This is a genomic window from Brevinematia bacterium, assembly GCA_039630355.1.
GTDB lineage: Bacteria > Spirochaetota > Brevinematia > DTOW01 > DTOW01 > SKYB106.
In genome coordinates, this window is record JBCNVF010000047.1 from 1 (window position 1) to 24,476 (window position 24,476).

A 24,476-nucleotide genomic window follows, 5' to 3' on the forward strand; every position below is an offset into this window, starting at 1 on the left:
GCTCTAACTACCCTTACACTAAACCTACTTCATTTTGTAAATCCTCTAAAAGCACTAAAAGAATCCTTTAGAACAACCAAAGAATTCGTAGAATTCTACAAAAAAGGTCTGCATATGCATACAAAGATCCCAGACTTGATCCAAAAAACTTATGTCAATCATTACATTGATTTTCAAGGCATCATCAACAGGATAATGTACAACAGATTTCGCAAAAAGAACATAAAATTTTATGATCAAAACAAAGTATCTACAATGATGTTCAATGGGGAAAATTTGGAAATAGAAGATATAACAACTGAAGTAAAAGAGTTAGAAAACAGAATCAATCAAACTAGTTTAACACAAAAATAGCACAATTACCCCAACGCTTTCACCAAATAGACACTACCCAAAGTGCTAAACGAACAATCATCAAACCATTCTAAAAGAGAAACATACTCTCCTCTCCACTCAATTTTGACTACCAATCACAAAATTTTTGAACCGTCCAATAAATTCCAAATCTCCATTAGGTAAATGGGCAAGATTCTAAAAACTTCTCTTACTTACCCTTTGGTTTTCGTCAGTCACAAAACTTCACCCCACATCAAGTCTCTTAAGTGCTTATCAAGAAGAGTATTCACCTAGCTTTCCGATAAAGACGGTGAGAAAAACAAAAAAACCATACCTAATTGTTAAATCTTGGAATTCATTGTGAGCACTCGTCAAAGTTAGATAGAGAAAGTAGGGAATATCTATAATTACTTTCATGGAAGATATCCTTTCTCCTAAGAAATTTAGAGAAGAGGAGACTTATGAAGAAGATATTCGCCCAAGAACTCTAGATGAGTTTATTGGGCAGGAAAAGATAAAAAACAACCTAAGAGTATTTATTGAATCTTCAAAGAAGAGGAATGAACCCTTAGATCATGTTTTACTTTCTGGCCCACCAGGACTAGGGAAAACGACACTTGCAAAAATAATTGCAAAGGAGTTAGATGTTAACTTTGTTCACACGGTTTCCAATGCTTTTCAGAAAAGCGGAGATCTTGTTGCAATACTTACCAATCTCCAGAGAGGTGATGTTTTATTCATAGATGAGATACATAGGCTCAAACCCTCTCTTGAGGAAATACTATACTCTGCGATGGAAGACTTTACTGTTTCTGTTATGATAGGAGAAGGCCCCGGGGCTAAAAGTATAAAGATTCCCCTACCGAAATTTACTTTGATTGGAGCAACAACAAGAGTAGGACTCCTTACATCTCCACTTATCTCAAGGTTCGGAATCCTCCTAAGACTTGACTATTACTTAGATGACGATATGAGCAAGATATGCAGAAGAACTTGCAAGCTTCTAGGTTTAGAAATCTCAGATGAAGGGATAAGAGAAATAGCTAGAAGATCAAGAGGCACTCCTAGAATCTTAAACAGAATTGTCAGAAGAGTCAGAGACTTTGCAGTAGTTGAAGGCATAAACAGAATAGATGTTAGCTTCATAAAAAGAGTTCTAGAAGAGCTTGAAATAGATGAAGAAGGACTAGACGAAGTTGATAGGAAGATCTTGACTACAATCATAGAGAAATATCAAGGAGGCCCTATAGGGCTAAAAACCCTATCTGCAAGTATTGGTGAAGAAGAAGAAACAATTGAAGATGTATATGAACCCTTCCTCATTCAGAAGGGATTTATAAAGAGAACCCCCAGGGGCAGAGTTGCTACTGAATTTGCCTACAAACACCTAAACTTCAAAAAATCCGATGATTCACTGTTTTGATCGTTTCAAGTATCTTTCAATAATTGCTTTCACTCGTGGATACGAAATAAATCCACTTTTGTATTCCCTTACTATCCCTTCTCCATCTATAACCACTATTGTTGGCGCAGTTATCACATTAAACTTTTCAGCTTCTTTTCTATCGCTTGTGAGATTGAATTTTATAACATTACCATACTCTTCATCTACCAACTTCATAACTCCACCCATTCTATTTCTTCCTCTTTCAGCAAGGGGAGAGGAGAAATATAAAACTATCACTCCTTTCTCACCAAGTAGCTTTTGACACTTCTGCGGAAGAGGAATCCTTTTGTTTTTTACAACCCTTGCTCTTAGAAACACAGCTAACCACCCAATAACCTTGAACACTAACCAAACAGACAACACAACCAATACTATGGCTAAAACTACTGAGTAAATATCTTGCATAAGTTTACTTTCAACTCTCCAAAAGATGTTTTACTACTAAATCCCCAACCTCTGTGGTTGAATATCCCATCTGACCTGCATTCATACTTTTCATCATTTTTACTGTTTTTTTAACTGCTTCTTGTATTGCTCTACTTGCCTCCTCCTCTCCCAGAAATTTCAACATTAGCCTTCCCGCCTCTATTGCAGCAATCGGATTTATAACGTTCTTACCAGTATACTTTGGTGCAGAACCCCCCATTGGTTCAAACATAGATACCCCATTTGGGTTAATATTAGCTCCAGCTGCAACTCCCAATCCTCCTTGAATCATCGCAGCAAGATCCGTTATTATGTCACCAAACATATTATCAGTAACTATTATATCAAACCACTCAGGATTCTTAACCATCCACATACAAACAGCATCAACATGAGCGTAATCTGTCTTAACATCAGGATATTCCTTAGATACCTCTTCAAAAACTCTTGCCCAGAGATCATGTGAATAAGTAAGAACATTAGTTTTCCCTACCATAGTCAGCTTTCTTTCCCTTCCATACCTTCTAGCATACTCAAAGGCAAATCTTATTATTCTCTCAGTGCCATGTCTAGTGCATATCATCTCCTGAATTGCTACTTCATTCCTTGTTCCTTTGTATAGAAACCCTCCCGCTCCTGCATATAGTCCCTCGGTATTTTCTCTTATCACCGTGAAATTTATATGCTCAGGACCTTTATCCTTTAGTGGTGTCCAAACCCCCTCATAAAGAGTTGCAGGTCTTAAGTTAACGTAAAGATCAAGATCAAACCTCAACTTTAGCAAAAGTCCTCTCTCCAAAATTCCAGGCTTTACCCTCGGATCACCAATAGCCCCAAGATATATCGCATCAAATTCCCTAAACTCAGCTATCGCACTGTCAGGCAAAATCTCCCCGGTTTTTAGGTAATGCTCAGCTCCATAAGGATAATGCGTAAATTTAAACTTTATCCCAAACTTACTCTCAACAGCTTTCAGGACCTTTAATCCCTCATTTATCACCTCAGGACCTGTTCCATCCCCAGGAATTACCGCAATATCATACTGCCTCACCATAGTCCTCTCCTAGCCGAAAAAAAGTATAACTGATTTTGAAAAACTTTTTTCAACTTGAACATATAAAGCAAAAGTAGCATTGAGAAAAATAACAAGGCAATAACAGATATACATACATTCAAACCAGAGTTTGGTAATGTAACTAGAAACATATTCAAAATTACTCCGTGCAAAATTATCTTAACTACCTCCTAGGTTACTTTGAGATAGGACTAAACTTACTATTTCTCACTCTTATCTCGGCATTTGACATAAAAACTCATAAAGCTCCAAACTATCTTACCTTACCATATATTCTACTAGGTTCAATCTTAACAGTTCTAGGCAATTTTTCTAGGTATATCAATCTCATTGAGCTAGCTTTGCTCATTTTAGCAATATGGCTATACTCTAGAATAAAAAGAGTTGAAATGCTTGAGACGTTCGGCGGGGGAGATATAAAAACTCTGCTAGGCTTTTCGCTAGCAAATGAGTTTCTCGCATTCAACATTTCATTAATAGTAGCATCAATGACTGGTATCTTTTGGGCTATCGCATCCTCAAAAAAAGGAGTACCCTTTGTGCCATTTCTACTCCTAGGATACGCAATATCTCTAATACTTACCTATACGTTACTACAAAAAAAAGCATTCTGAATTCTGAAGTTAACTAAATGGAGATCTACAGATTCCGAAGTTAATAATTTAGTAACAAACTCTAGAGGTAGGAATATGTGTGGAATTGTAGGATATATCGGCATAAGATCAAACCCCGTAGAAGTTGTAATAGAGGGGCTAAAACAACTTGAATACAGAGGCTACGATTCCGCAGGAATAGCTTTTATTAGAAATGGAGAGTTTGAGATTCTCAAGGAAGTAGGGAGAATAGCAAATCTTGAAGATAAGATCAAAACCATAAATCTCTCTGGCATAAAGGAAGCTTGTATTGGTCACACTAGATGGGCTACCCATGGAGGTGTCACTGTCCACAATGCACATCCTCATATAAGCAACAACAGAAAAATCACTTTGGTCCACAATGGCATAATAGAGAACTACTCACTTCTAAAAGAAATGCTCTCTAAGAAAGGGTATTCATTCTACAGTCAAACAGACACTGAAGTTATCGTAAACCTTATAGAAGAACATATGAAGGAAGGGAACAGTTTTGAGGATGCTATAATGCTTGCAGTAACAGAGCTTAATGGAACTTTCGGATTAGTTATAATGGGATTAGAAGAGTCTGACAAACTTGTAGCTGTAAGAAAAGGGAGTCCCATAGTTATTGGCATAGGAGACAATGAAAGCATAATTGCCTCAGACATAAATGCTATAGTTAGATACACCAAAAACGTAATTTACCTTGATGACGGAGAGATTGCAATCGTTAAGAAAGATGAGATCATAACTAAAAATTTCACTGGCAAGGATATAAAAAAAGATGTATTCGTTGTTGACTGGGAAATCGAACAACTTAACAAAGGTGGATATCCTCATTATATGCTTAAGGAAATATTTGAACAACCAACCGCAATTGAAAATTGCATAAGAGGTAGGATTTTAGAGGATGAGGGAAGTGTCAAACTTGGAGGTATTGCTAAGCTAGAAAACTATATCCACAAGATAAGAAAGTTTGTTTTCATAGGATGTGGGACTGCGTATCATGCTGGAATGATAGGAAAATACCTTATGGAAAACCTTGGAGGAGTGTTATCAGAAGTTGATCATGCCTCAGAATTTAGGTATAGAAATCCAATGGTAGGGCCAAGAGACGTAGTGGTTGCTATTAGCCAATCAGGAGAGACGATGGATACCCTAGAGGCATTAAGAGAAGCCAAAAGAAAGGGAGCTATTACGATGGGGATAATCAACGTTGTTGGTAGCACTATAGCTAGAGAAGCTGGTATGGGGATATATATACACTCCGGACCCGAAATAGGAGTCGCTTCAACAAAAGCATTTACCAATATGATAGTAGCATTAATAATGCTAAGTATAAAGGTTGGCAGAAGAAAAAGATTAGGACTTTTTGAAGGAAAAGAAGTGGTATCAAACCTCAAGAAACTACCAGAGTTGGTTGAATACACACTAAACACTACAAACAAGATCACAAACAATATCTCCAAAGAATTCTACAAAAGTAGGAATTTCCTATACCTCGGTAGGCATTACAACTATCCTATTGCTCTTGAAGGAGCCCTTAAACTAAAAGAGGTATCTTATATACATGCCGAAGGCTACCCAGCAGCAGAAATGAAACACGGTCCTATCGCATTAATTGACGAAAACATGCCAGTGGTCTTTATAGCCACCAAAGGAGCCTTGTATGACAAAATCTTAAGCAACATTCAAGAAGTAAAAGCAAGAAATGGAAAGGTCATTGCAATCATAAATGACAACGATGAAAAAGTTTCAAAAATCTCTGATTACGTTATACCAGTTCCAGAAGTTATAGAACCCCTCTCGCCAATAATAAACGTTATACCACTACAGCTACTAGCCTACCACATTGCTACCATTAAGGGACTTGATGTTGACAAACCCAGAAATCTAGCAAAAAGTGTCACAGTTGAATAAACAAGTAAACAACAAATCATTAAATCTCAAAAACAACCACCGAAACAGCAACAAGGTCAGTATGAGATATTGAGATATCAATACCCTTTATATTCATTGAGTCAAAAATTTGTTTTGTCTTCCCGTAGAGATTTATGTAAGGCTTTCCAGAGGGGGCGTTAAGTATTTCAACTTCCTTAAAGTCAACAATTCCAGTACCCAAAGCCTTGAAAAAAGCTTCCTTACCAGCAAACCTACCGGCTAAATGCAACAAAAACTTCTTGTGCCTCATAACATACTCCTTCTCTCTCGGTGTCAAAACCCTATCAAGAAACTTCTCACCCTTCCTTTCAAAAAACTTCTTCACTCTCTCTATGTCAGTTACATCAACTCCAACCTTTATCATACTGTATCTATGGTAAAGAACTACTCTGCGCTTTTACAACCTGCTTTGCTTTGAGGAAGTCAAACGATTCTCAATCACACAAATTCCAAAATGATAGTATGGTTCATTCTTTCTCTGGTAAGCAGATAAATTCAGATTCTACACCCCTCTCTCTCAGTTATTCCCCTCTAGCCATAGAACCTACTTTTCCACTAAGCTCACTGAAAGCTTATTGAATAAGCGTTTGTTTAGACAAGAAGCCAATAAATCCCAATCTCCATTAGGTAAGGAGACAAGACTTTAAACTTTTCTCTTACTTACTCTCCTTGCTTCTTGAGAGCATTTATCAGTTAGAAAACTTAATTTCATATCAAGCTTCTTAGGTGCTCAATTGAGAAAGTTTTCACCCAGTCCTGAAAGGACTGCGAGAATAGTAGAAAGAAAGACACATCCTAGCTATAAATTTTGAAATTTACTGACAAAAAGCCTAGATAAAAGAAACTACAGCTAATTGGAAAGCTTAGATTTCAGGAAGAACTTAGTAAGGCTGATTCATAGTTGAAAAGTATACCTTGGAGTTTCTACTTACCTATCACTTTTTGGTTTCCACTAGTCTTTGTAGGAAAACTCTACTACACAAAAGCACTCTCCAAAAGCACTCTCCAAGTGCTTATGGAAGATGCTTCTCACCTAGACGAGGTCAAGGAAAGAAAAGCTCACACCTATAGCCTAAGAAGTTGCTTTCTTAGTGATAAGGTGACTAAAATTAATACGTATTAGTTTAAGCTATGGAGGATAGGTATGGAATGCAAAAAAGAGATAAACCTAAATAGGTGTAATTGTTCCTACTCTCCCTGTCCTAGAAAAGGAATATGTTGCGAATGCATAGCATACCACAGAAGCAAAAGACAACTTCCTGCCTGCTTTTTCCCAAAAGACGCTGAAGCAACATGGGACAGGAGTTTTGAACATTTCATAAAATTAGCCACACAAGGGAGAATATAGAAGAAACATGCAAGAGATAAAAGGTATAAAGTTCATTAGAGTTTTTGATTACCTATCAGAAAAAGAGCTAAATACTAAACCCTTCTCCATAAGGATACTAATAGAAAACGTTGTAAGAAACCTTGGAGAGGAGGGGATAGAAAACAGATTTTTAGATGCTCTTATAAACTGGAAAGGATCTAAAACCACTACCGAAGAAATTGGTTTTAAGCCTTGTAGAGTCTTAATGCAAGACTTCACCGGTATTCCCATAATAGTAGACCTTGCGGTAATGAGAGACAAAGCAAAAGAGCTAGGTAAGGACCCAAAACTTATAAACCCTAAAGTTCCAACACACCTTGTCGTAGATCATTCATTGCAAGTTGACTTTTTTGGTGAAAGCAATGCATTTGAGAAAAATCTTGAACTAGAGTTTAAAAGGAATACTGAAAGATACCATCTTTTAAAATGGGCTAAGAAAAACTTCTCAAACCTCTATGTAGTGCCTCCGGGCAAAGGCATAATACACCAAATAAACCTAGAATATCTTGCAAAGGTTGTTTTAGTTGAAAACGGAATTGCAAAATATGATACATTGGTCGGAACAGATTCACACACCACTATGATAAATGGACTTGGAGTCCTAGGGTGGGGAGTAGGAGGAATTGAAGCAGAATCTGTTATACTTGGGCAACCATACTTTATGAAACTACCAGAGGTTGTCGGGGTACACATGAAGGGAAAGATAAAAGATGGTGTTAATGCAACTGATATAGTGCTAACCATAACTAACCTCCTTAGGAAAGTAGGAGTTGTAGACAAGTTTGTTGAGTTTTTTGGAGAAGGTGCGAGAACGATGGATGTGGAGACAAGAGCAACTATTGCAAATATGGCTCCGGAATACGGAGCAACTATGGGTTTCTTCGCAGTTGATGAAAACACTCTTGACTACCTTTACAGAACTGGCAGAGACAAAGAGCTACTTGAGCTGATTGAGGAATACACAAAAAGCCAAGGACTATGGCACCATAGTAACTCCTACGAAAGTGTTGAATTCTCGCAGGTTGTTGAAATAAATCTTGAAGAAATAGAACCAGTTCTTGCAGGTCCAAGAAGGCCTCAGGACAAGGTTTTTATATCATCAGTGGCAAAGGAATTTAAGGAACACCTTGAACAAACCAAGGGTGGAATATCCGAAAGTAATAAACTAAGGGATGGTGACATTGTAATTGCATCAATAACAAGCTGTACTAATACATCAAATCCCTATGTTTTAGTCGGTGCAGGAATAGTTGCAAAAAAAGCTTTTGAGAAAGGCCTTTCTGTGAAAAGTCATGTAAAAACTTCTTTTTCGCCAGGTTCTAGAGTAGTTGAGAAGTACCTAAAGGAACTCGGACTACAGGAATATCTTGATAAACTTGGGTTCAACATAGTTGGATATGGATGTGCAACATGTATAGGAAACAGTGGACCTCTTATAAACTGGGTTGAAGAGGAAATAAGAAAAAACAACCTCACAGTAGTATCAATCACAAGCGGAAATAGAAACTTTGAAGGAAGAATTCATCCCTTAGTAAAAGCTAACTACTTAGCATCACCCATATTAGTAGTAGCCTATGCAATAGCTGGAAACATAATGCTGAACCTGGAAAAAGAACCCCTAGGGTTTGACACAAACAATTCACCAGTCTTCCTAAAGGATATACTTCCAACTCATAACGAAATAGTTGAATACCTTTCAAAAATTGTTACAAGAGAAACTTTCATTAATGTCTACAAAGACATATTCGTAGGCACAAAGGAATGGGAAAGTATGGACGTTGGAGAAAGTAGCCTATTTTGCTGGGATGAAAACTCAACATACATAAGAAAGCCTCCATACTTTGATGATTATAACCCCAGTAGAAATCACTTAGAAGACATAATCGGAGCCAGAATCCTAGGAGTATTTGGAGACTCAATAACTACAGACCACATTTCACCAGCAGGTTCTATAGACGAAAACTCTCCTGCCGGCCAATACCTTTTAGAAAAAGGTGTCAACAAAGAAGATTTCAACTCCTACGGTTCTAGAAGAGGCAACCACGAGGTTATGATGAGAGGCACTTTCGCAAACCCAAGAATAAAAAACCTAATGCTTGGCAATAAAGAAGGAGGTTACACTCTCGTTTACAAAGATGGCAATTGGACTGAAACCACGATCTTTGACGCATCAATGCATTACAAGCAAAACGGTATCCCATTGGTCATTATAGGAGGTAAGGAATATGGAACCGGAAGCTCCAGAGACTGGGCAGCAAAAGGCCCCTACCTACTCGGAGTAAAGGCAGTAATAGCAAAAAGCTTTGAAAGAATCCATAGAAGTAACCTCATAGGAATGGGCATAATACCTCTTGAGCCTCTAGACAAAAACAAAAACCTAGAGTTTTCAGGGAAGGAAGTTATTAACATAATAGGCCTTAAGGACATCAAACCTGGCGGAATCGTTGAAGTTGAAGTAATTAACGAGAATGGTGCTAAAAGCAGTTTTAAAGCTAAGTGTAGGATAGATACCCAAAACGAGCTTAACATCGCAAAAAGTGGAGGTATAATGCAAAAAGTGCTAAACACCCTATTCCACTAACCCCAAATCCAGTAATCAATCACTTCTTACTACTCCTCAGATAACGCAAAATGTAAGACTTAAAAACATCAAAACTCCTAGCCCCTACTATCCTCTCCACTATCTTTCCATCATAACCTATTATAAAAGTAACAGGTATAGAGTATATACCACCATACAGCTGAGTTATTCCACCATCCGAGTCATGCACAATGGGATAATTAAACTTATACTTTTGCGAAATTATCTTCACATCTTCTAAGTTACGGTCAACAGAAACCCCAACTAGCAAAATATCATTACTAAATTCCTCTTGAAGATTTATAAGGTCAGGTATCTCATACTTGCAAGGAGGACACCAACTAGCCCAGAAATTAACCACCAAAAGCCTCTTGCCAACATATTTAGAAAGATCTACAACACCACCATCTATTGATCGTGCCTTAAATATAAAAGGAGGATACTTCCACCCAACATCCTTCGCCTTACTACCATAACCATAATATTGAAGACACACCACTAACAAAACCAACATCACTAATTTCCCAAATTTCACCATGTACTTCATATTTATACCCTCTACTGTAATAGGTATATACAATATACTAAGTTACCCTGTTTTTGTCAAGCGAAAAAGTAATCAGTTTTCAATTTTCTTAAGTTTGCTTAAACCTTTTGGAAAGAGCTGGTGAGCCTTATTTATAATCGTGATATGAAGTATGTGATAGCCATAATAAGGCCGGAAAAACTAGATGAAGTTAAGGAGGCTTTAAGAGAGATTGATGTATCTAGAATGACTGTTACTGAAGTTCAAGGTTATGGCAGGCAGAGAGGGTATCTTGACGAGGTTTTGGGAGTGGATAAAGGAATAAGGTTTGTTAGGAAAATAAAGCTTGAAATAGCAGTAAATGATGAATTTCTAGAACCTACCATAAATACCATTCTTAGAGTAGCAAAAACTGAGGATGGTAGGATAGGCGATGGTAAGATATTTGTTATTCCTCTTGAGGAGGTAGTGAGAATAAGAACTGGCGAGAGAGGAAGGGAAGCTATATGAAAATTGTTTTCTCATCTGCAAAAAACAGAATAGTCGGGGACAAAGTTGTTATTGAGGAAGCTAGTGATTTTAGGCATCTAAGGAAGGTTCAAAGGATAAAAATAGGTGAGGAGATGCTGTTTTTTGAGTTAGAAAGGCAGTTGCAGTTTAGATGTAAAGTCGTAGAGTTTGGAAAAGAGAAAATAATACTTAGAATACTAGAAAGTAACCACATCTTAAGAAGTAAGCCAGAAGTTTTTGTAGTCCAAGCACTGATACAGAAAGGAGCATTTGAAGATGAACTGAACAGATTATCAGAACTAGGAGTGGACTTTATCCAACCTATCATCTCAAAACATTCTCAGAATTTTGACTTTAATGAAAAATACCTAGAGAGACTAAAAAGGATCGTTTACGAAGGTGCCAAAGCTGTAGGAAACCCTTTCCCTACTACTGTTCTTAAGCCATTTAGTATAACAAAAGGTTTTAGCAAATTTGAAGAATTTGTTAAAAGCTTTGAAGATAACACCAAATTTCTGCTTTTCACAAACAGAGAAATCAACAACATCTCTATAAATTTCCTTGACATCTTACCAAGTCTGAGGGGATATGATAGGATAGTTGTGTGCGTTGGTAGCGAAGGGGGATTTACTGAAGAGGAAGAGAACACTATTGCTTCTCTCGGTTTTACTCCTGTGAACCTAGGTAAGAGTATTCTTTTAAGGTCTGACACAGTTTGTGTAGGAGTAAGCTTTTCCTTAAGACTTTTGAAATTTTAAAACTTCACCTTAGATCTAATTTTCCGAAACATAGTATTAAGTTGAGGGAATATATGGGAATGTTTACTTCTTTAAACATAGCTGGAAGCGGTTTAACCGCACAAAGATTTAGACTTGATGTTATTGCAAACAATATTGCAAATGTTGAAACAACAAGAACTACTGAAGGAGGCCCTTATCAGAGACAAAGAGTAATACTTATGCCAAGAGATGATAGCTTGAAGTTTAAGAGTCATCTCCTTCCTGAAGCTTTACAACCCGGACAAGGAGCAGGAGTGAAGGTAGTGAGAGTAGAAAAGGACAATTCTCCTCCAAGAATGGTCTATGATCCATCACATCCAGATGCTATAAAATATGGTAAATACAAAGGATACGTTATGTATCCAAATGTAAACATAGTCCAAGAAATGGTAGACCTTATATCTGCCTCCAGATCTTACGAAGCAAACGTCACGGTGATAAACTCAACTAGACAGATGTTTGAGAAATCCCTTCAAATAGGCAAATGAAAACTCTCCAAGCTAAACTCTTGCAATAAAACACCACTTTCCGAAAGTTAATAAAGTCCAATTCCTACAACCTCACCTTATGCCCAATTTCCAGCCTTTGTTGAGAAAATACCCACCTTGAATAGTTTTTTACTACTCTCGCAGTCCCTGACGGGACTGGGTAAATACCTTTCTTGATAAACACTTAAGAAGCTTGGTATGAAGTGGAGTTTTGTAATTGATGGATACTATCCAGAACCAAAGAATGTAAGTAGACAAAAAGTTGAATCTCATCTTCTCACCCAATGGAAATTGGAATTTAGTGAAGTTTGTTGAAAGAGGAGCATCAGTGGTTCAAAATATACTTAAAGAGATGGACATAGACAAAGGAAAAGTAAGAAAATACAGATTCAAGACTCTCTTCAAGAGTTTGGATAGATCAACTAAGATAATAAATGAGTTTTCTGAATTTCTTAAACTTTTGGATTTAAGAGACGTTGGCATTCTCAGGGCAATGATGGTAAGATTCATGATTGAAGCTACCAATGCTGATGCGGGTGGACTTATAGATGTGACTGATAGAGAGTATAGATTTTCAGAAATTTTCCAATACAGAGGAAATAGGGTAATGGATAAAGATTTCTCACCTATGATAAGTAAAATACAGCCTAACAATCCAGAATACACAATGATTGAGACTGTTATAAAAAGAGAAGTTCCGACACTCTTTATGGATGAAAACATAAAAGACTCAATTCTTGGGGAAATAGTCAACGTCAAACCTTCTTTTATTATTCTCACTCCAATTGTTGTAAACGATAAAGTCACATATATTGTTGAACTTCTTAAGAAAGAAAGGAAAAGATGTTATCACGACTTTTCTGAAGAACACATCCAAAGTTTATCAATCATCTCTAACATTGCCTCAGCTATATTCACCAATGCTGAATTGTTTAACAGAGCTATTCATGACAATCTCACAGGGCTTTACAACATTCACTACTTTAAGAACGTTGTATATGAGGAAATGGTTAAAGTCAAAAAGTTTGGGACTAAGTTTTCTCTAGCAATAATAGACCTAGACCACTTCAAGCAGATAAATGACACATACGGTCATAGTGTAGGTGATGAAACTTTGAAATTTTTTGCAAACATTCTCAGGCAAGAGATAAAAAGATCTTCTGACATAATAGCTAGATACGGTGGCGATGAATTTGTAATTGGCTTTCCATCTACCGATATCAACAACGCTTACTTACTATGCTCAAGGCTAAGAGATAGAGTAAACAACGAGAGATTTTATGTAAACGAAAAACTTTTCCTAACTCTAACTCCAAGTATCGGAGTAGCCGAAATACCCACTACAGACATTGACAACTCCTCAACACCTGTAGAACTTTTCAGAAAAGTATTTATAAAAGCTGATACAGCCCTCTACAACTCCAAAAAAACAGGTAGAAATAAAGTCACAATTTATACAGAAGGTTTACCCTTAATAGAAGAAAGAGAGATATAGTATGCAAAAATATAGAGAAATATCAACATCAATAGAAAACCTTATAAAGAATGACACCAAAGCAAGAGCTCTATATAACGATATGCTTCATAAATCCAAAACTGGAGAGCTTGAGAAACTCAAAACTTTGCACCCATTCATAACCTACACTGCGGAAAAAGTAAAACAGATTTATGGAAATGTAGATCCTAAGGAACTTAAGAGAGCCATAATCTATTTCTACTCAAAGAACTTCATAGGCATAGACATAGATTTATGGAAATGAACTAAGTAAGGTATGGAGATATTACCAAAAAGCTTGGAAAACTTCATTGAGATTCTTAGTGAAATATCGGGAATAGGTCCAAAAACTGCAGAGAGAGTAGCATTTCACATTGTAACCGCAAAAAACGACTTTATTACAAGACTTATAGAATCACTAAGTAAGATAAAGGAAGAAATAAGGATCTGTTCGGAATGTGGTATAATTTCCGATTCTGACCCTTGCAAGATCTGCTCTTCACCAAATAGGGACAAGACAATTATCTGCGTTGTTGAAAAATCTAGTGATGTCCTAGCGATAGAAAAAACCAACGAATTTAATGGCATCTACCATGTTTTAGGGGGTGTTATTGCACCACTTGAGGGAATAGGTCCTGACGACATATCTATAGATAAACTACTCCGTAGGATAAAGGAAAAGAATATCAAAGAGGTGTTTTTTGCGCTTGATCCTGACGCTGAAGGAGAAACTACAACCTCTTTTATAGTAACGTTAATAAGAAAGGCTAATATCAACGTTACAACAACCTCAATAGCCAAGGGAGTGCCCTTAGGTGGTAACATTGAGTATTCAGATCTTCTTACTCTGTCAAAAGCGATAAAAGGAAGAAGTAGAATAGAGTGATAAAAAGAGTTATTACTCTATAGAGAGATACTTTATCTTTGAGAACACTTCCTTCTTAACCTCTAATCCTGGTTCGTTCTCTGTCCATCTCCTTCCGGCCACAAACAGATATCTCACTTGCTCGGACACATCCAAAACTGGAAACAAGATTATTTCAAAAAGATCGTCAACTATCCTACCACCTAGTTCATATAACTCTTTTATATCCCCTTTAATAGAAACAGCCTTTCCCTTTGAGAGAAACTTATCCCACACCTTATCGGTAAAGTAAACAACAAATTGATTTGTCTCAAATCCAACAGATGAGATCTGCACAAAGCCATCCTCAGCCCTCCTCATAAACATAACCTTTTTAACACCTAACTTTTGGAGAAGATATTCAAAAACTTCGTTTACTGTTGCCACATTCCTCTCTGCTAATCCCCCCACAAATGGAACAATGTCCGTCTCTATCTCCTCGTATCTATACCTCTCTTCAATATGTTCTTTTTTCTCTAAAGGAATAACAGAAGTTTCCTTGGTGTATTGATCCTGAGGGTAAAGGTCCACATAACTTTCCATCAAGCCTGACTCCATCCCTGACAGAACTTCCTCTCTTATCTCCTCCATAACCTCTACTTTCTTGTCGCTAAGTATACTCACTATAAACCATATTGTGATAAGGAGAGTAAAGGCAAGTGAGAGAATAATTACAATCACCTTCAAAGGATCTAACCCTACGTTAGGCTTGAAAAAGAGCAAAGTTAACCCATATTCCTTAACTTCTTCAGATACAATAGCCTTTTTTGCAAACTCAGTACTTCCTGTTACTTTTCCTATAACTTTATCCGGAAAATTTACTAATACTAGATCTTGAACAAACTTCAAACTTTTTGTATCCAAATTTGGCTGTTTGAACAAATCTTTATACCACCCTACCGCTACATATCCCTTTTCCACTCCCCTCTGGTCATAAATCTTAAAAATTGAGTAAAGCACATCAAAACTTCCGAAAAATACAAAATCTCTTTTGTCAAAATACCTTCTCACAACCGGAAACTCCTTAAACTCTGTCTCAAAATACTCTGACGATACAAGAAAGTTACCATCAGCAGTGAGTAAGACAACCTTGTAAACATGGGCTATACTACTTCTCAACCTGGAAAGATAACCTATATACTCTCTCTTATTGCCTCCTATCTCAGCCTGGAGAAATATGAGCTTTATATTAGGGTCCTTTGAAACCGCTTCAGTTATTGACTTACACTTTGCTAGTGTCTTATTAAAGCTTTTAAGCACTTCCTTAGAAGCAATCCTCAACCTGGACTCAAGCCTCTTCTCAAAAACACCGCTATCTGTAAGTGCCATATAAACAATAGCTGAAGAAACAACATAAGATATAATCAAAAGCACTACTTTAGGAGTAACTCCTTTTACCATTTTTACCTCTAAAGTATTATACAACCCTAGATAAACATTTTTCCACTATTCTGACCGACCATATATGTCCAAAAACCTAACAATGTCATCCTCACTTATATACTCACCTATCTGTATCTCAATAATTTCTAGAGGCACCTTACCAGGATTTTCAAGCCTGTGTTTTGCTGTCTTTGGTATGAACGTGCTTTCATTCTCTCTCAAGAATATAACCTTATCCTCTACCGTAACCTTAGCAGTTCCCTTAACCACAACCCAGTGCTCGCTTCTGTGGTAATGGAGTTGTAAACTTAAGCTCTCTCCAGGATTAACTACTATCCTCTTTATTTGGTAGTTAGCACCTCTCTCTATCACAGTATAACTACCCCAAGGTCTATACTCCGTAGTACTGTATTTTACTTCATTTCTGTCCCTGATAAGTTCAAGTAAACTTCTATCGGAGTTTTTGCTACAAACGTAAACAACATCAGGAGTTTCTATAACATTCAAGGAACTTACCCCTTCAATCGCAACAAATCTCTTTGTTGAGATTGCAGTTACATCTCTAGCGTTAGCTATCACAACATCCCCACTGAAGAAATTTCCATTTTGATCCTTGTCTATCAAAATTGACACATCAGAAATATTGTCAATATCCACTACTTCAATATCCCAATTGTAAACCAACACATTCTCCGAAGACTTGGCTATAACTTCTTCAAATGCAACATTATTAAAGCTTTCTTCCTCAATAATACTTTCAATAGATCTAACAAGAGTCTCTTGTATTATTCTTCTAAACGTCCCAAGGTATGAGATATAGACACCAACATTGGAGAGGTTAGAAGCTCTTGAGAACTTGACAAACTTCCTGAAAGCAGAACCTTTAACACCTTCAGTCTCAATTTTGTCTTTAAGATGTTTAGACCTTGAAGAAGCCACACATAATACCTTGCCTGGAGGAAGATTATCTATAAGATGGTATACAGTTTTATGAAACTCCTCAAGAGTTACTCTCCAGACCTGATCCGAATTACAAACTATCACCGTTTCACTATCACTAACCTCTCTTTGAGTTAAAAAGAGTATACCCATTGCAACAGCTTTGAGTGTTCCCTTTGAATCCTTTTCGGGTATGTAATTCACCGGTGATGTTCTAAAAACCTCAATTGACTGGGATTTCACAAAAAATCTAAATTCTTCAGGAGCAATTGCAAAAATATCTTCCGAAGGCACAACCTCCCGCCAGAGTTCTAGAGTCTTCTGAAACAATGACTGACTGAATATCGTCTTACTGAATTGTTTAGGAACATTGTCTCTAGAGATTGGCCATAAGGTTTTACCTTTACCACCGCAGAGAATCAAAACCTTCATAATACGAGAGTATGAAGTATAGTTGAAAACAAATTCAAGATATCCTCCTTCACCTACAACAAACTTAATTTCTACATAAATGAATAAAATCCTATCTCTGATCCTTTGTTTGCTTTCTTACCACTCTTTAGGCAGTATCCACTGACTGTGAAATATTACCTTACACTTAAGTTCCCTAGGTTATTGTTGAAATGGTATCCACCCAGTCCCGATAGGGACTGCGAGAGAAATAGAAGTTTGTGACAAACACTATCTAGAAATAAGGAGAGTAAGGAAACAAAAAGTTAAGGAACTTCAGACTTTACTCAGAGCTTTTAGCTGTAATGGACAAATAAACAGATCTTGCTATATAATTTTACTGAACAGAGGGTGAAAGGGTGTATGAAGAGGAATAACTGGAGAATGCTCTTTGCAGGTATAGGAATACTCCTTGGAGGACTAATCGCAACAGCTTTTGTTGGCCCCAGCTATCACGGAATACCAGCGTTAATTGCTTCCTCATTACTACTTCTGGGAGTAGTGACAATATTCTGGAGTCTTTCTACAGATCTAGGATAAACTATGTTAGTTGAAGTTTTAAAATCTAAAATACACAATGCCACAGTCACCGACACATTTATAGACTACGAGGGAAGCATAGGTATAGATGAAGAAATTATTGAAATTGCAGAGCTCCGGGAGTTTGAGAAAGTACATGTATGGAATATAAACAACGGTGAGAGATTTGAGACTTATGTCATTAAAGAACCAAGAGGTAGTAGAAGGATAACTATAAATGGAGCTGCTGCCAGGCTTGCACACAAGGGAGACAAAATAATAATAGCAAGCTTCTGTTTAACAAGCGAAAAGATAACCCCCAGGATACTCATACTTGATGATAACAACAATCCAAAGGTCAAGTAATATGGTCTCACCTCAAATGCTTCTAAAGCTTAAGGAAGAAGGCAAAAAAGTTTCAATGATCACTTGCTATGATTTCACAACTGCAAAAATTCTATCCATGTCAGACATAGACACGGTTTTAGTTGGAGATTCTCTGGGAATGGTAGTATACGGATACTCTTCAACATTACAGGTTAGTATGAAACAGATGCTTCTTCACACAGAAGCGGTAGCAAGAGGAATAAATGGAACGAAACTCCTAATCTCCGATATGCCATTTCTTTCTTATCAAACTTCAACAAGAGATGCGGTCATCAACGCAGGACTTTTAGTAAAAGCAGGTGCAAATATGGTTAAGGTTGAAGGTGGTAAAAGAGTAATTGACAAGATAAAAGCAATCGTAGATTCTGATATTCCCGTAATGGGTCACCTTGGATTGACTCCTCAAAGCATAAATGTAACAGGTGGTTTCAAACTACAAGCAAAAACTGAAAAAGAAATAGAAAAACTTTACGAAGATGCTTTCTTACTTGAGAAAGAAGGATGCCTAGCAATAGTATTGGAACTAGTGCCAGAGGAAGTTGCAAAAACACTAACAGAGAACCTAAAAATACCAACAATAGGAATAGGAGCTGGAAGATATTGTGACGGGCAGGTACTTGTGATTCACGACATGCTTGGGTTATTTCTAGATCTTTCTCCCAAACACGCAAAAAGGTTTAAAGATCTCTCAAAAGAAATACTTGAAGCTGTAAATAAATTCTCTGAAGAAGTCAAAAACTCAACCTTTCCCCAAGAAAATAATGTATTCTTTCTATCAAAGAAAATTGATCTTGAAAAGATTATCAACAAAACCAAAAATATAGAACACTAACCGCATTACATTAGATGCGGATAGCACCTAAGTAAAACTACTTGTCCTTGTATAACACTAAAGGCTTTCTATATCTATCGTAGCTCCTTATAACCTCTAGGGCCTTCTGCACGTACTCATCGTCAGGATCAAATAATGGCAATCCCGGTAATTCCTTTTTAGCTAAGGCTCTTATTACTCTCCTTTCCAACTTTATTCCAACTGACTCAAGAATTTTTGAAATCTTATTTACATCTTCATCCGTAAGCTCAGTCTTACCCCTCATATAATCCTTTATGTAACCTTCTCTCTCAACTCTCAAAACAAGATCCTCAACTTCCTTTGTAAGCTTAAGAGAGGTAACCTGCACATCTGGCACAATACCTCCTTCATCGGGAGTCTTGCCAGATGGTAAGTAATACCTTGATATCGTAAGTCTTATTCCTGAACCATCCGGAAGCTGTCTAACGGTCTGAACAGACCCTTTACCAAAACTTTTTGTCCCGACTACCACAGCTCTACCAGTATCCTGCAATACACCTGCAAATATCTCTGAAGCTGAGGCAGATCCTTCATTTATCAACACTACTATTGGTAAATCCATAGGCAATATACTCTTTCTACCCGAAGCATAGCTTTTGGAACTACTTCCCTCAATCCTACCCCGAGTCTCCAGCAATAACCCTTCAGGAATGAGTAGATCCAACATCTTCAGCACCTCATCAAGAAGTCCACCAGGATTATACCTAAGGTCAAAAACCACACCCCTGAGTCCAACCTTCTCCTCTTTTAGCTTATTTATAGCGCTAACAAAAGAGTCTAAAGTAGTTCCCGAAAATTGAAGTATCCTAACAAATGCTATACCTTCCTCCTTGGACAACCATCCCCACTTAACAGTGGGTATATTTATTATCTCTCTCACTATCGTCTTATCAAAAGTCTCATCCCCCCTCTTTATCGTAATCGTAACCTTCGTTCCCGGAGTGCCACGCAACAACTTAACCGCTTTCTCAACACTCATACCTTTCGTTGTCTCACCATTTATCGCAATAATGTAATCTCCCGGCCTTATCCCCTCCCTAAAAGCAGGAGTATCCTCAATTGGAGATATAACATAGATATACCCGTCTTTAGAACTTATATGAATCCCTAAACCTCCAAACTTACCACTTGTCTCAACAGTAAGCTCCTTAAAGTCATCTTCACTAAGAAAAGCAGTATGAGGATCCTTCAAACTCTCCAACATACCCTTTATAGCACCATGAAAAAGCGTCTTTGTGTCAACTTTATCAGCATCAACATAGGCACTCTTGATCAGATTGTAAACCGAGTTAAAAATCTCAAGATAGTAGTAGTAATCATCGTCTCTAGAGAAAATCTTAAATATATTTTTATCACCAAAAATCTTTGAATACGAGAAAAACAAAACAATCAGCAAAGATAAAACTAAAATCACAGTGACTATGACCCAAGAGTATTTCTTTACAAACATAACAACCTCTCTCAACATCTACAACAAATAATATAAATAATACCATGCAAGATTACAAGTAAAAACAAAGTATTCCAAAATCGTCAGATAAACTATCCCTCCTTCGTATCTCTTCAACACCACCAAGAGAATTTAGAAAACCACAACTAGCAGTCAGAATTGGCTAGAAACTTGCTAAGGTCTAAACCACCTTCAAACTCGCATTGACCTAAACTAATAGTCTCACAGTTCGTATGAAAAATAACAGATATCTCTTACACTGCTAAAACTCCCCCAATACAGGCATAATCCTAAACCACGGCGTAAATAGGACGAAAATAATCAATAAAAGTCATTAGGAGTTTTTCAATGAATCTCCCACTCTACAAATTTTTGACTCTCACTCTAACTCTAATCCTCTGTATAACACTTTCGTGTGTAAAAAATGAAACAAAACCCTCTCACAACCACCCCAAAAACGAAGAACTTCCAGCAATAAAGTTGCCCAATGGCAATATTAAACTAAAAGGATTGCTACTTCTGGATTCAAAAGGTTTAAGAAAAACTAGCTATATACCGGAAGAATTAATCAACTTCAAATATGGTATGATATCTTTTACCAAGACAAATGTAACAATAGCAGTCAGATCTTCCTACACCTCCTTAGAATCCGCAACAAACCAAGTATTGAAAAAGAATGATATAGTTTCATTTATCTTCAGTAACTTGGTTATAGTCAAGAGCGAGGAAGGCTCCAATCTAGAATACTTAGAAAGCGTAAAAGTTGAAGATTACATAACCACAAACGATTTTAATTTTGACAGAAGCTTCATTTTAGAGTTGGAATCCGAAGGATCAAAAGAGTTCAGAGTTCTGTCAATATATACATCAGACGAAGAAAACCTTGAGAGAAACATAATATCCGCCTGGGAAAGCATATGCTGGGATAAAAGAATGAACCTAAATATAACAGAAAAGTTTATCAGGATCATTGTTTCAAACTATAATGCAATAAGAAAAGCAGGTAAATGGATAAACTAGATGGTCAAGATAAAAATTACAAGTATAGGGAAACTTCACTACAGAGAGCTCTACGAAACAAGCAAAAGATTTGAAATGATGATATCTAGATTTGCGAAGGTCAAAATAATAGAACTAAGTGAATCAAAAAAACCTTTTCCTAAAAACCTTGAAGAAGAGCAAGAGATGATAATGAAGACTCTAGAAAGCGAATTTCTAATAGTCCTTGACAAGGATGGGAAGTTGATGAGTTCTGAGGAATTTGCCGAGCTAATCAAAGCAAACATTGACCTCGGGAGAAACATATGCTTTGTAATAGGTGGACACCAAGGGGTATCAGAACAGTTAAAATCTAAAGCAGATGCTGTTATATCCTTTTCAAAGATGACTTTTGGACACAACATCTTTAGGATAATGCTTCTTGAACAGATCTACAGGGCCTTTTCAATAATCTTCGGCACAGGGTATCACAAATAAACCTCACATCTAAAATATCAACCGCAGAATTTCTACCCCTTTATATCAACAACAAAAATTTTCCCTAGAGTCCAGTTAAAACCTTAGTCAGAAAGTTTTGCACTCAGCTTTCTACTTCACAGTCAGCTACAGTAATGTGTAGTCAAAATCTAAGCACTAAAAAGGAGAATTTTGGTTTTTAAGAAAATTTGGAAAAGTTATTAAAACTTCTACTCACCTCCTTGTTACAAAGGTATATAAGCTATGAGTGTGAGACCAACTAAATTCCAACCCTTTTTAGCAAAAAAGGTGTGAAAGCTATATCTAGCTATAGTCCACTTATCATGGAGATCACAAAAGAGAGATCATAATTTGCTCCAACACAAATAGTGCGTCCTCTAAGTTTAGTAAAAGCCACATTACGACTACCATAGCTAAATAACTTTGACAATTCCAAATCTACAACCTCAAGACTATTTATATTTTTTCCCAAAAGATCCGAAGTAAGCTTTAGCGATACTAACACACTAACAGGGAAATCCAGAGCAAACTTAGGTTTTAGGTTTCCACCTTTTTCTTCAAAGAATATCACGAAGTTAAGACCAAATAGCTCTTTTATACAATAAGCTAACATTGTAACTCTATCATTTTCATCTAATCTGTCATCGTTAGCTAGTGAATATATCTGGCTCAGAAGAAAAGAATTTCTATACCCCCAAAACCTCTGGATATCAAGTCCCTTAAACTGTATAAGTCTCAGTGCTACTGAGAGGATATCAATACACTTTTTCACAATCATCTCAGTATCTTCATCAAGATTAACCTTACCTTTACACTTAGCAACCAAAAATGTTCCCATCTCTCCACCTACTTTGAAAAAAAATTTACCATCCTCAGCAGAATAATAATCCACACCAAGCATAACAGGTATCTCGTTTTCCTCTAGATCTCCATAGATCACATCAAATTTCTCCATCATATACCCAATCCCTTCAACATCATACCCTATTCTGGAAAGTAGAGTATAAAGTGATGACACTAACCCCTCAACAGAAGAAAGATACCTGACATCCTCTACCACCTTCACTAACAAATTCAACAAGCTGAGTTTAGCAGTTGCAATTTGCGTAGAAGTCGTTCTCTCGTAAAGATCCTTAAGGATTTTCAAATCTTCAACGGTAACAGGTTTTTTGGAAAATAAATCATTTTCCCCTTTAAGCGAGGAGATTATCAGCTTCTCTCTATAAGACCTTGCTTTATCAAGTAACCCCATATCTACTCCTATCTCAAGTTAAGCTTATCAAAGATTCTCATGTATAAGTCATAATACTCGGAAGAGGCAAATTCCTTTATCTTATCTTCCGGCAAGCTTTCTAGCAGGCGATCAAGATATAACAATACTTTCTTTATATCCTCCTTTTCCTCTTCTGAAAGTTCCTCTATCGCTTCTTCAACTTTAGCAACTCTCTCTTCGTTGCTAATTCCTTCTGTCTCTACAGAAAACTTCTCAATCTCTTCCCCAAATTCAAGCTCTTTAGACTTCTCTTCAATAGCAGTTGACGGAAATCTCACCTATTACGATATTATCGGCTGAAATCTCCTCAAAGCTGGCCTCAGTGACTATTTCCTCACTCGGAGTAACTTCCTTTGCAACTTCCTGTTCTTCAAAACCAATACCCAATATCTCTTCATCAAGCTTCCCCCCAGATTTAGTCTCAGTTTCTATCTCCTCAAGACCAACTTCATCTGGCATAATTGAGAACTCCTTTTGAGGAGTTTCTTCCAACTCTAAACTTATATCATCTATCACCTCTACTTTCTCTTGCGGTCTACTTACTTCCTTAACCTCTAATTCCTCTAGAGCTCTAGCACTAATTTCTCCCATAGATAACTCTTCACCCACTAATTCTTCCTCAGGAGAACCAATCTCAATACCTTCTACCTGCCCCTCCAATAGACTTTCTTCTTCTAAACCCAACTTCTCACTTATTATAGCTTCCTCAGACATCTCTTCAAATTCTCCTAGCTCAAATTCTTCAGAAATCTTACTCTCTTGCACCTCACCCGTAATTCCTAATTCCTCAGGAGCAACAGATTCCTTAACCTCCTCTTCTTTCGCAATTTCAGGGAAAACCTCCTCTATCGGCTTCTCAACGATAGTAACCCCTTGACTCTCCTCAACCATCCTATTATATTCCTCTGCTGACATAACAACAACTTCTGATTCTTTCCGCAAATCCGGTGATGAGATCACTTCCTCTCTAACTTCAACACTTTTACCAATACCCAGAGTTTCAGTTTCTAACTCAAGTGTCTGAGGATACTCCTCAATCTCACTTACCTCCACTCTTCCTTCAAAAGTCCTTTCCTCAGAAACAACACCTTCCTTACCTTCACTCACTACTCCCACACTTTCTATATCAACTCCTCGTCTTTCTTCCTCCTCAACAATAGTAGCACCACTAAGAATATCATCAAGCTCTTCATTAGATATTGAAATCATATTTTCCATCTCTTCTAAATCTGACAATGCTACCCCCTCATCCTTA

At 37.1% G+C, this 24,476-nt stretch carries 27 protein-coding genes; 17 read left to right on the forward strand and 10 right to left on the reverse strand.

All coding sequences use genetic code 11. The features are described 5' to 3' along the window. Both ABDH28_03520 and ruvB read left to right on the forward strand, forming a co-directional pair. A partial coding sequence (locus ABDH28_03520; GenBank protein MEN2998087.1) for a hypothetical protein occupies nucleotides 1-354 on the forward strand: 354 nt, incomplete at its 5' end. A gap of 397 nt (nucleotides 355-751) precedes the next feature. Beyond that, the gene (gene ruvB, locus ABDH28_03525; GenBank protein ID MEN2998088.1) at nucleotides 752-1,759 is read left to right on the forward strand and encodes a Holliday junction branch migration DNA helicase RuvB; all 1,008 of its coding nucleotides are present in this window, start codon (nucleotides 752-754) and stop codon (nucleotides 1,757-1,759) included. Here ruvB and ABDH28_03530 read toward each other — a convergent pair. Together ABDH28_03530 and ABDH28_03535 are read right to left on the reverse strand one after the other, a co-directional pair. Continuing rightward, on the reverse strand, nucleotides 1,748-2,188 hold the full coding sequence (locus ABDH28_03530; GenBank protein ID MEN2998089.1) for a hypothetical protein: 441 nt from the start codon (nucleotides 2,186-2,188) through the stop codon (nucleotides 1,748-1,750). The genes ruvB and ABDH28_03530 overlap by 12 nt on opposite strands. 10 nt (nucleotides 2,189-2,198) lie before the next feature. Continuing rightward, entirely contained in the window at nucleotides 2,199-3,263 is a 1,065-nt protein-coding gene (locus ABDH28_03535; protein MEN2998090.1) for a 3-isopropylmalate dehydrogenase, read from the reverse strand. A 167-nt stretch (nucleotides 3,264-3,430) separates the two neighbouring features. On the opposite strand from ABDH28_03535, the gene ABDH28_03540 reads away from it, so the two are divergent. Both ABDH28_03540 and glmS read left to right on the forward strand, forming a co-directional pair. Further along, a complete protein-coding gene (locus ABDH28_03540) occupies nucleotides 3,431-3,898 on the forward strand; it encodes a prepilin peptidase (protein ID MEN2998091.1) in 468 nt (155 codons plus the stop codon). 75 nt (nucleotides 3,899-3,973) lie between these two features. Beyond that, on the forward strand, nucleotides 3,974-5,818 hold the full coding sequence (gene glmS, locus ABDH28_03545; GenBank protein MEN2998092.1) for a glutamine--fructose-6-phosphate transaminase (isomerizing): 1,845 nt from the start codon (nucleotides 3,974-3,976) through the stop codon (nucleotides 5,816-5,818). Nucleotides 5,819-5,837: 19 nt separating this feature from the next. Here glmS and acpS read toward each other — a convergent pair whose 3' ends face one another. Then, nucleotides 5,838-6,203 carry a holo-ACP synthase gene (gene acpS, locus ABDH28_03550; protein ID MEN2998093.1) on the reverse strand — a complete coding sequence of 122 codons (366 nt, stop codon included), beginning with the start codon at nucleotides 6,201-6,203 and terminating at the stop codon, nucleotides 5,838-5,840. 780 nt (nucleotides 6,204-6,983) lie between these two features. Between acpS and ABDH28_03555 the strand changes: the two genes are divergently transcribed. Then, complete coding sequence (locus tag ABDH28_03555) at nucleotides 6,984-7,187, forward strand: DUF6485 family protein (GenBank protein MEN2998094.1); 204 nt, start codon at nucleotides 6,984-6,986, stop codon at nucleotides 7,185-7,187. 7 nt (nucleotides 7,188-7,194) lie between these two features. Next, nucleotides 7,195-9,789, forward strand: a complete 2,595-nt coding sequence (gene acnA / locus ABDH28_03560; GenBank protein ID MEN2998095.1) for an aconitate hydratase AcnA — start codon at nucleotides 7,195-7,197, stop codon at nucleotides 9,787-9,789. A 19-nt stretch (nucleotides 9,790-9,808) separates the two neighbouring features. On the opposite strand, the gene ABDH28_03565 is transcribed toward acnA, so the two are convergent. Continuing rightward, complete coding sequence (locus ABDH28_03565) at nucleotides 9,809-10,336, reverse strand: TlpA disulfide reductase family protein (GenBank protein ID MEN2998096.1); 528 nt, start codon at nucleotides 10,334-10,336, stop codon at nucleotides 9,809-9,811. A gap of 144 nt (nucleotides 10,337-10,480) precedes the next feature. On the opposite strand from ABDH28_03565, the gene ABDH28_03570 reads away from it, so the two are divergent. The 6 genes from ABDH28_03570 to recR all read left to right on the forward strand — a co-directional run bounded on the left by ABDH28_03570 (nucleotide 10,481) and on the right by recR (nucleotide 14,473). Then, on the forward strand, nucleotides 10,481-10,825 hold the full coding sequence (locus ABDH28_03570) for a P-II family nitrogen regulator (protein ID MEN2998097.1): 345 nt from the start codon (nucleotides 10,481-10,483) through the stop codon (nucleotides 10,823-10,825). Next, nucleotides 10,822-11,583, forward strand: coding sequence for an RsmE family RNA methyltransferase (locus ABDH28_03575; protein MEN2998098.1), 762 nt, complete (start codon nucleotides 10,822-10,824; stop codon nucleotides 11,581-11,583). The genes ABDH28_03570 and ABDH28_03575 overlap by 4 nt, the downstream gene beginning before the upstream one ends. Before the next feature lie 53 nt (nucleotides 11,584-11,636). Beyond that, nucleotides 11,637-12,092: a flagellar basal body rod protein FlgC gene (flgC, locus tag ABDH28_03580; GenBank protein MEN2998099.1), complete on the forward strand. Its 456-nt coding sequence runs from the start codon at nucleotides 11,637-11,639 to the stop codon at nucleotides 12,090-12,092. Nucleotides 12,093-12,444: 352 nt separating this feature from the next. After that, nucleotides 12,445-13,587, forward strand: a complete 1,143-nt coding sequence (locus ABDH28_03585) for a GGDEF domain-containing protein (protein MEN2998100.1) — start codon at nucleotides 12,445-12,447, stop codon at nucleotides 13,585-13,587. Nucleotide 13,588: 1 nt separating this feature from the next. Beyond that, nucleotides 13,589-13,852, forward strand: coding sequence for a hypothetical protein (locus tag ABDH28_03590; GenBank protein MEN2998101.1), 264 nt, complete (start codon nucleotides 13,589-13,591; stop codon nucleotides 13,850-13,852). Nucleotides 13,853-13,864: 12 nt separating this feature from the next. Then, nucleotides 13,865-14,473, forward strand: coding sequence for a recombination mediator RecR (gene recR, locus ABDH28_03595; GenBank protein MEN2998102.1), 609 nt, complete (start codon nucleotides 13,865-13,867; stop codon nucleotides 14,471-14,473). A gap of 12 nt (nucleotides 14,474-14,485) precedes the next feature. Here recR and ABDH28_03600 read toward each other — a convergent pair whose 3' ends face one another. Together ABDH28_03600 and ABDH28_03605 are read right to left on the reverse strand one after the other, a co-directional pair. Further along, complete coding sequence (locus ABDH28_03600) at nucleotides 14,486-15,892, reverse strand: hypothetical protein (protein ID MEN2998103.1); 1,407 nt, start codon at nucleotides 15,890-15,892, stop codon at nucleotides 14,486-14,488. A gap of 45 nt (nucleotides 15,893-15,937) precedes the next feature. After that, nucleotides 15,938-17,245, reverse strand: coding sequence for a sugar phosphate nucleotidyltransferase (locus ABDH28_03605; GenBank protein MEN2998104.1), 1,308 nt, complete (start codon nucleotides 17,243-17,245; stop codon nucleotides 15,938-15,940). A gap of 381 nt (nucleotides 17,246-17,626) precedes the next feature. Here ABDH28_03605 and ABDH28_03610 point away from each other — a divergent pair, with 381 nt between their 5' ends. Genes ABDH28_03610 through panB form a run of 3 tightly spaced genes read left to right on the forward strand, consistent with a single transcriptional unit; the run spans nucleotide 17,627 to nucleotide 19,001 of the window. Next, the gene (locus ABDH28_03610) at nucleotides 17,627-17,803 is read left to right on the forward strand and encodes a hypothetical protein (protein ID MEN2998105.1); all 177 of its coding nucleotides are present in this window, start codon (nucleotides 17,627-17,629) and stop codon (nucleotides 17,801-17,803) included. A 3-nt stretch (nucleotides 17,804-17,806) separates the two neighbouring features. Beyond that, complete coding sequence (gene panD / locus ABDH28_03615) at nucleotides 17,807-18,148, forward strand: aspartate 1-decarboxylase (protein MEN2998106.1); 342 nt, start codon at nucleotides 17,807-17,809, stop codon at nucleotides 18,146-18,148. A 1-nt stretch (nucleotide 18,149) separates the two neighbouring features. Beyond that, entirely contained in the window at nucleotides 18,150-19,001 is an 852-nt protein-coding gene (gene panB / locus ABDH28_03620; GenBank protein MEN2998107.1) for a 3-methyl-2-oxobutanoate hydroxymethyltransferase, read from the forward strand. A 37-nt stretch (nucleotides 19,002-19,038) separates the two neighbouring features. Here panB and ABDH28_03625 read toward each other — a convergent pair whose 3' ends face one another. Next, entirely contained in the window at nucleotides 19,039-20,472 is a 1,434-nt protein-coding gene (locus tag ABDH28_03625; GenBank protein ID MEN2998108.1) for a S41 family peptidase, read from the reverse strand. Nucleotides 20,473-21,057: 585 nt separating this feature from the next. Between ABDH28_03625 and ABDH28_03630 the strand changes: the two genes are divergently transcribed. Then, on the forward strand, nucleotides 21,058-21,492 hold the full coding sequence (locus ABDH28_03630; protein MEN2998109.1) for a hypothetical protein: 435 nt from the start codon (nucleotides 21,058-21,060) through the stop codon (nucleotides 21,490-21,492). Continuing rightward, a complete protein-coding gene (locus ABDH28_03635) occupies nucleotides 21,493-21,948 on the forward strand; it encodes a 23S rRNA (pseudouridine(1915)-N(3))-methyltransferase RlmH (protein ID MEN2998110.1) in 456 nt (151 codons plus the stop codon). 307 nt (nucleotides 21,949-22,255) lie between these two features. On the opposite strand, the gene ABDH28_03640 is transcribed toward ABDH28_03635, so the two are convergent. From ABDH28_03640 to ABDH28_03650, 3 genes are all read right to left on the reverse strand, one after another. After that, a complete protein-coding gene (locus tag ABDH28_03640; protein ID MEN2998111.1) occupies nucleotides 22,256-23,200 on the reverse strand; it encodes a hypothetical protein in 945 nt (314 codons plus the stop codon). An 8-nt stretch (nucleotides 23,201-23,208) separates the two neighbouring features. After that, the gene (locus ABDH28_03645) at nucleotides 23,209-23,499 is read right to left on the reverse strand and encodes a hypothetical protein (GenBank protein MEN2998112.1); all 291 of its coding nucleotides are present in this window, start codon (nucleotides 23,497-23,499) and stop codon (nucleotides 23,209-23,211) included. After that, nucleotides 23,474-24,476, reverse strand: a 1,003-nt coding sequence (locus tag ABDH28_03650; protein MEN2998113.1) for a hypothetical protein, incomplete at its 5' end; no start/stop codon positions are given. The genes ABDH28_03650 and ABDH28_03645, both read right to left, overlap by 26 nt.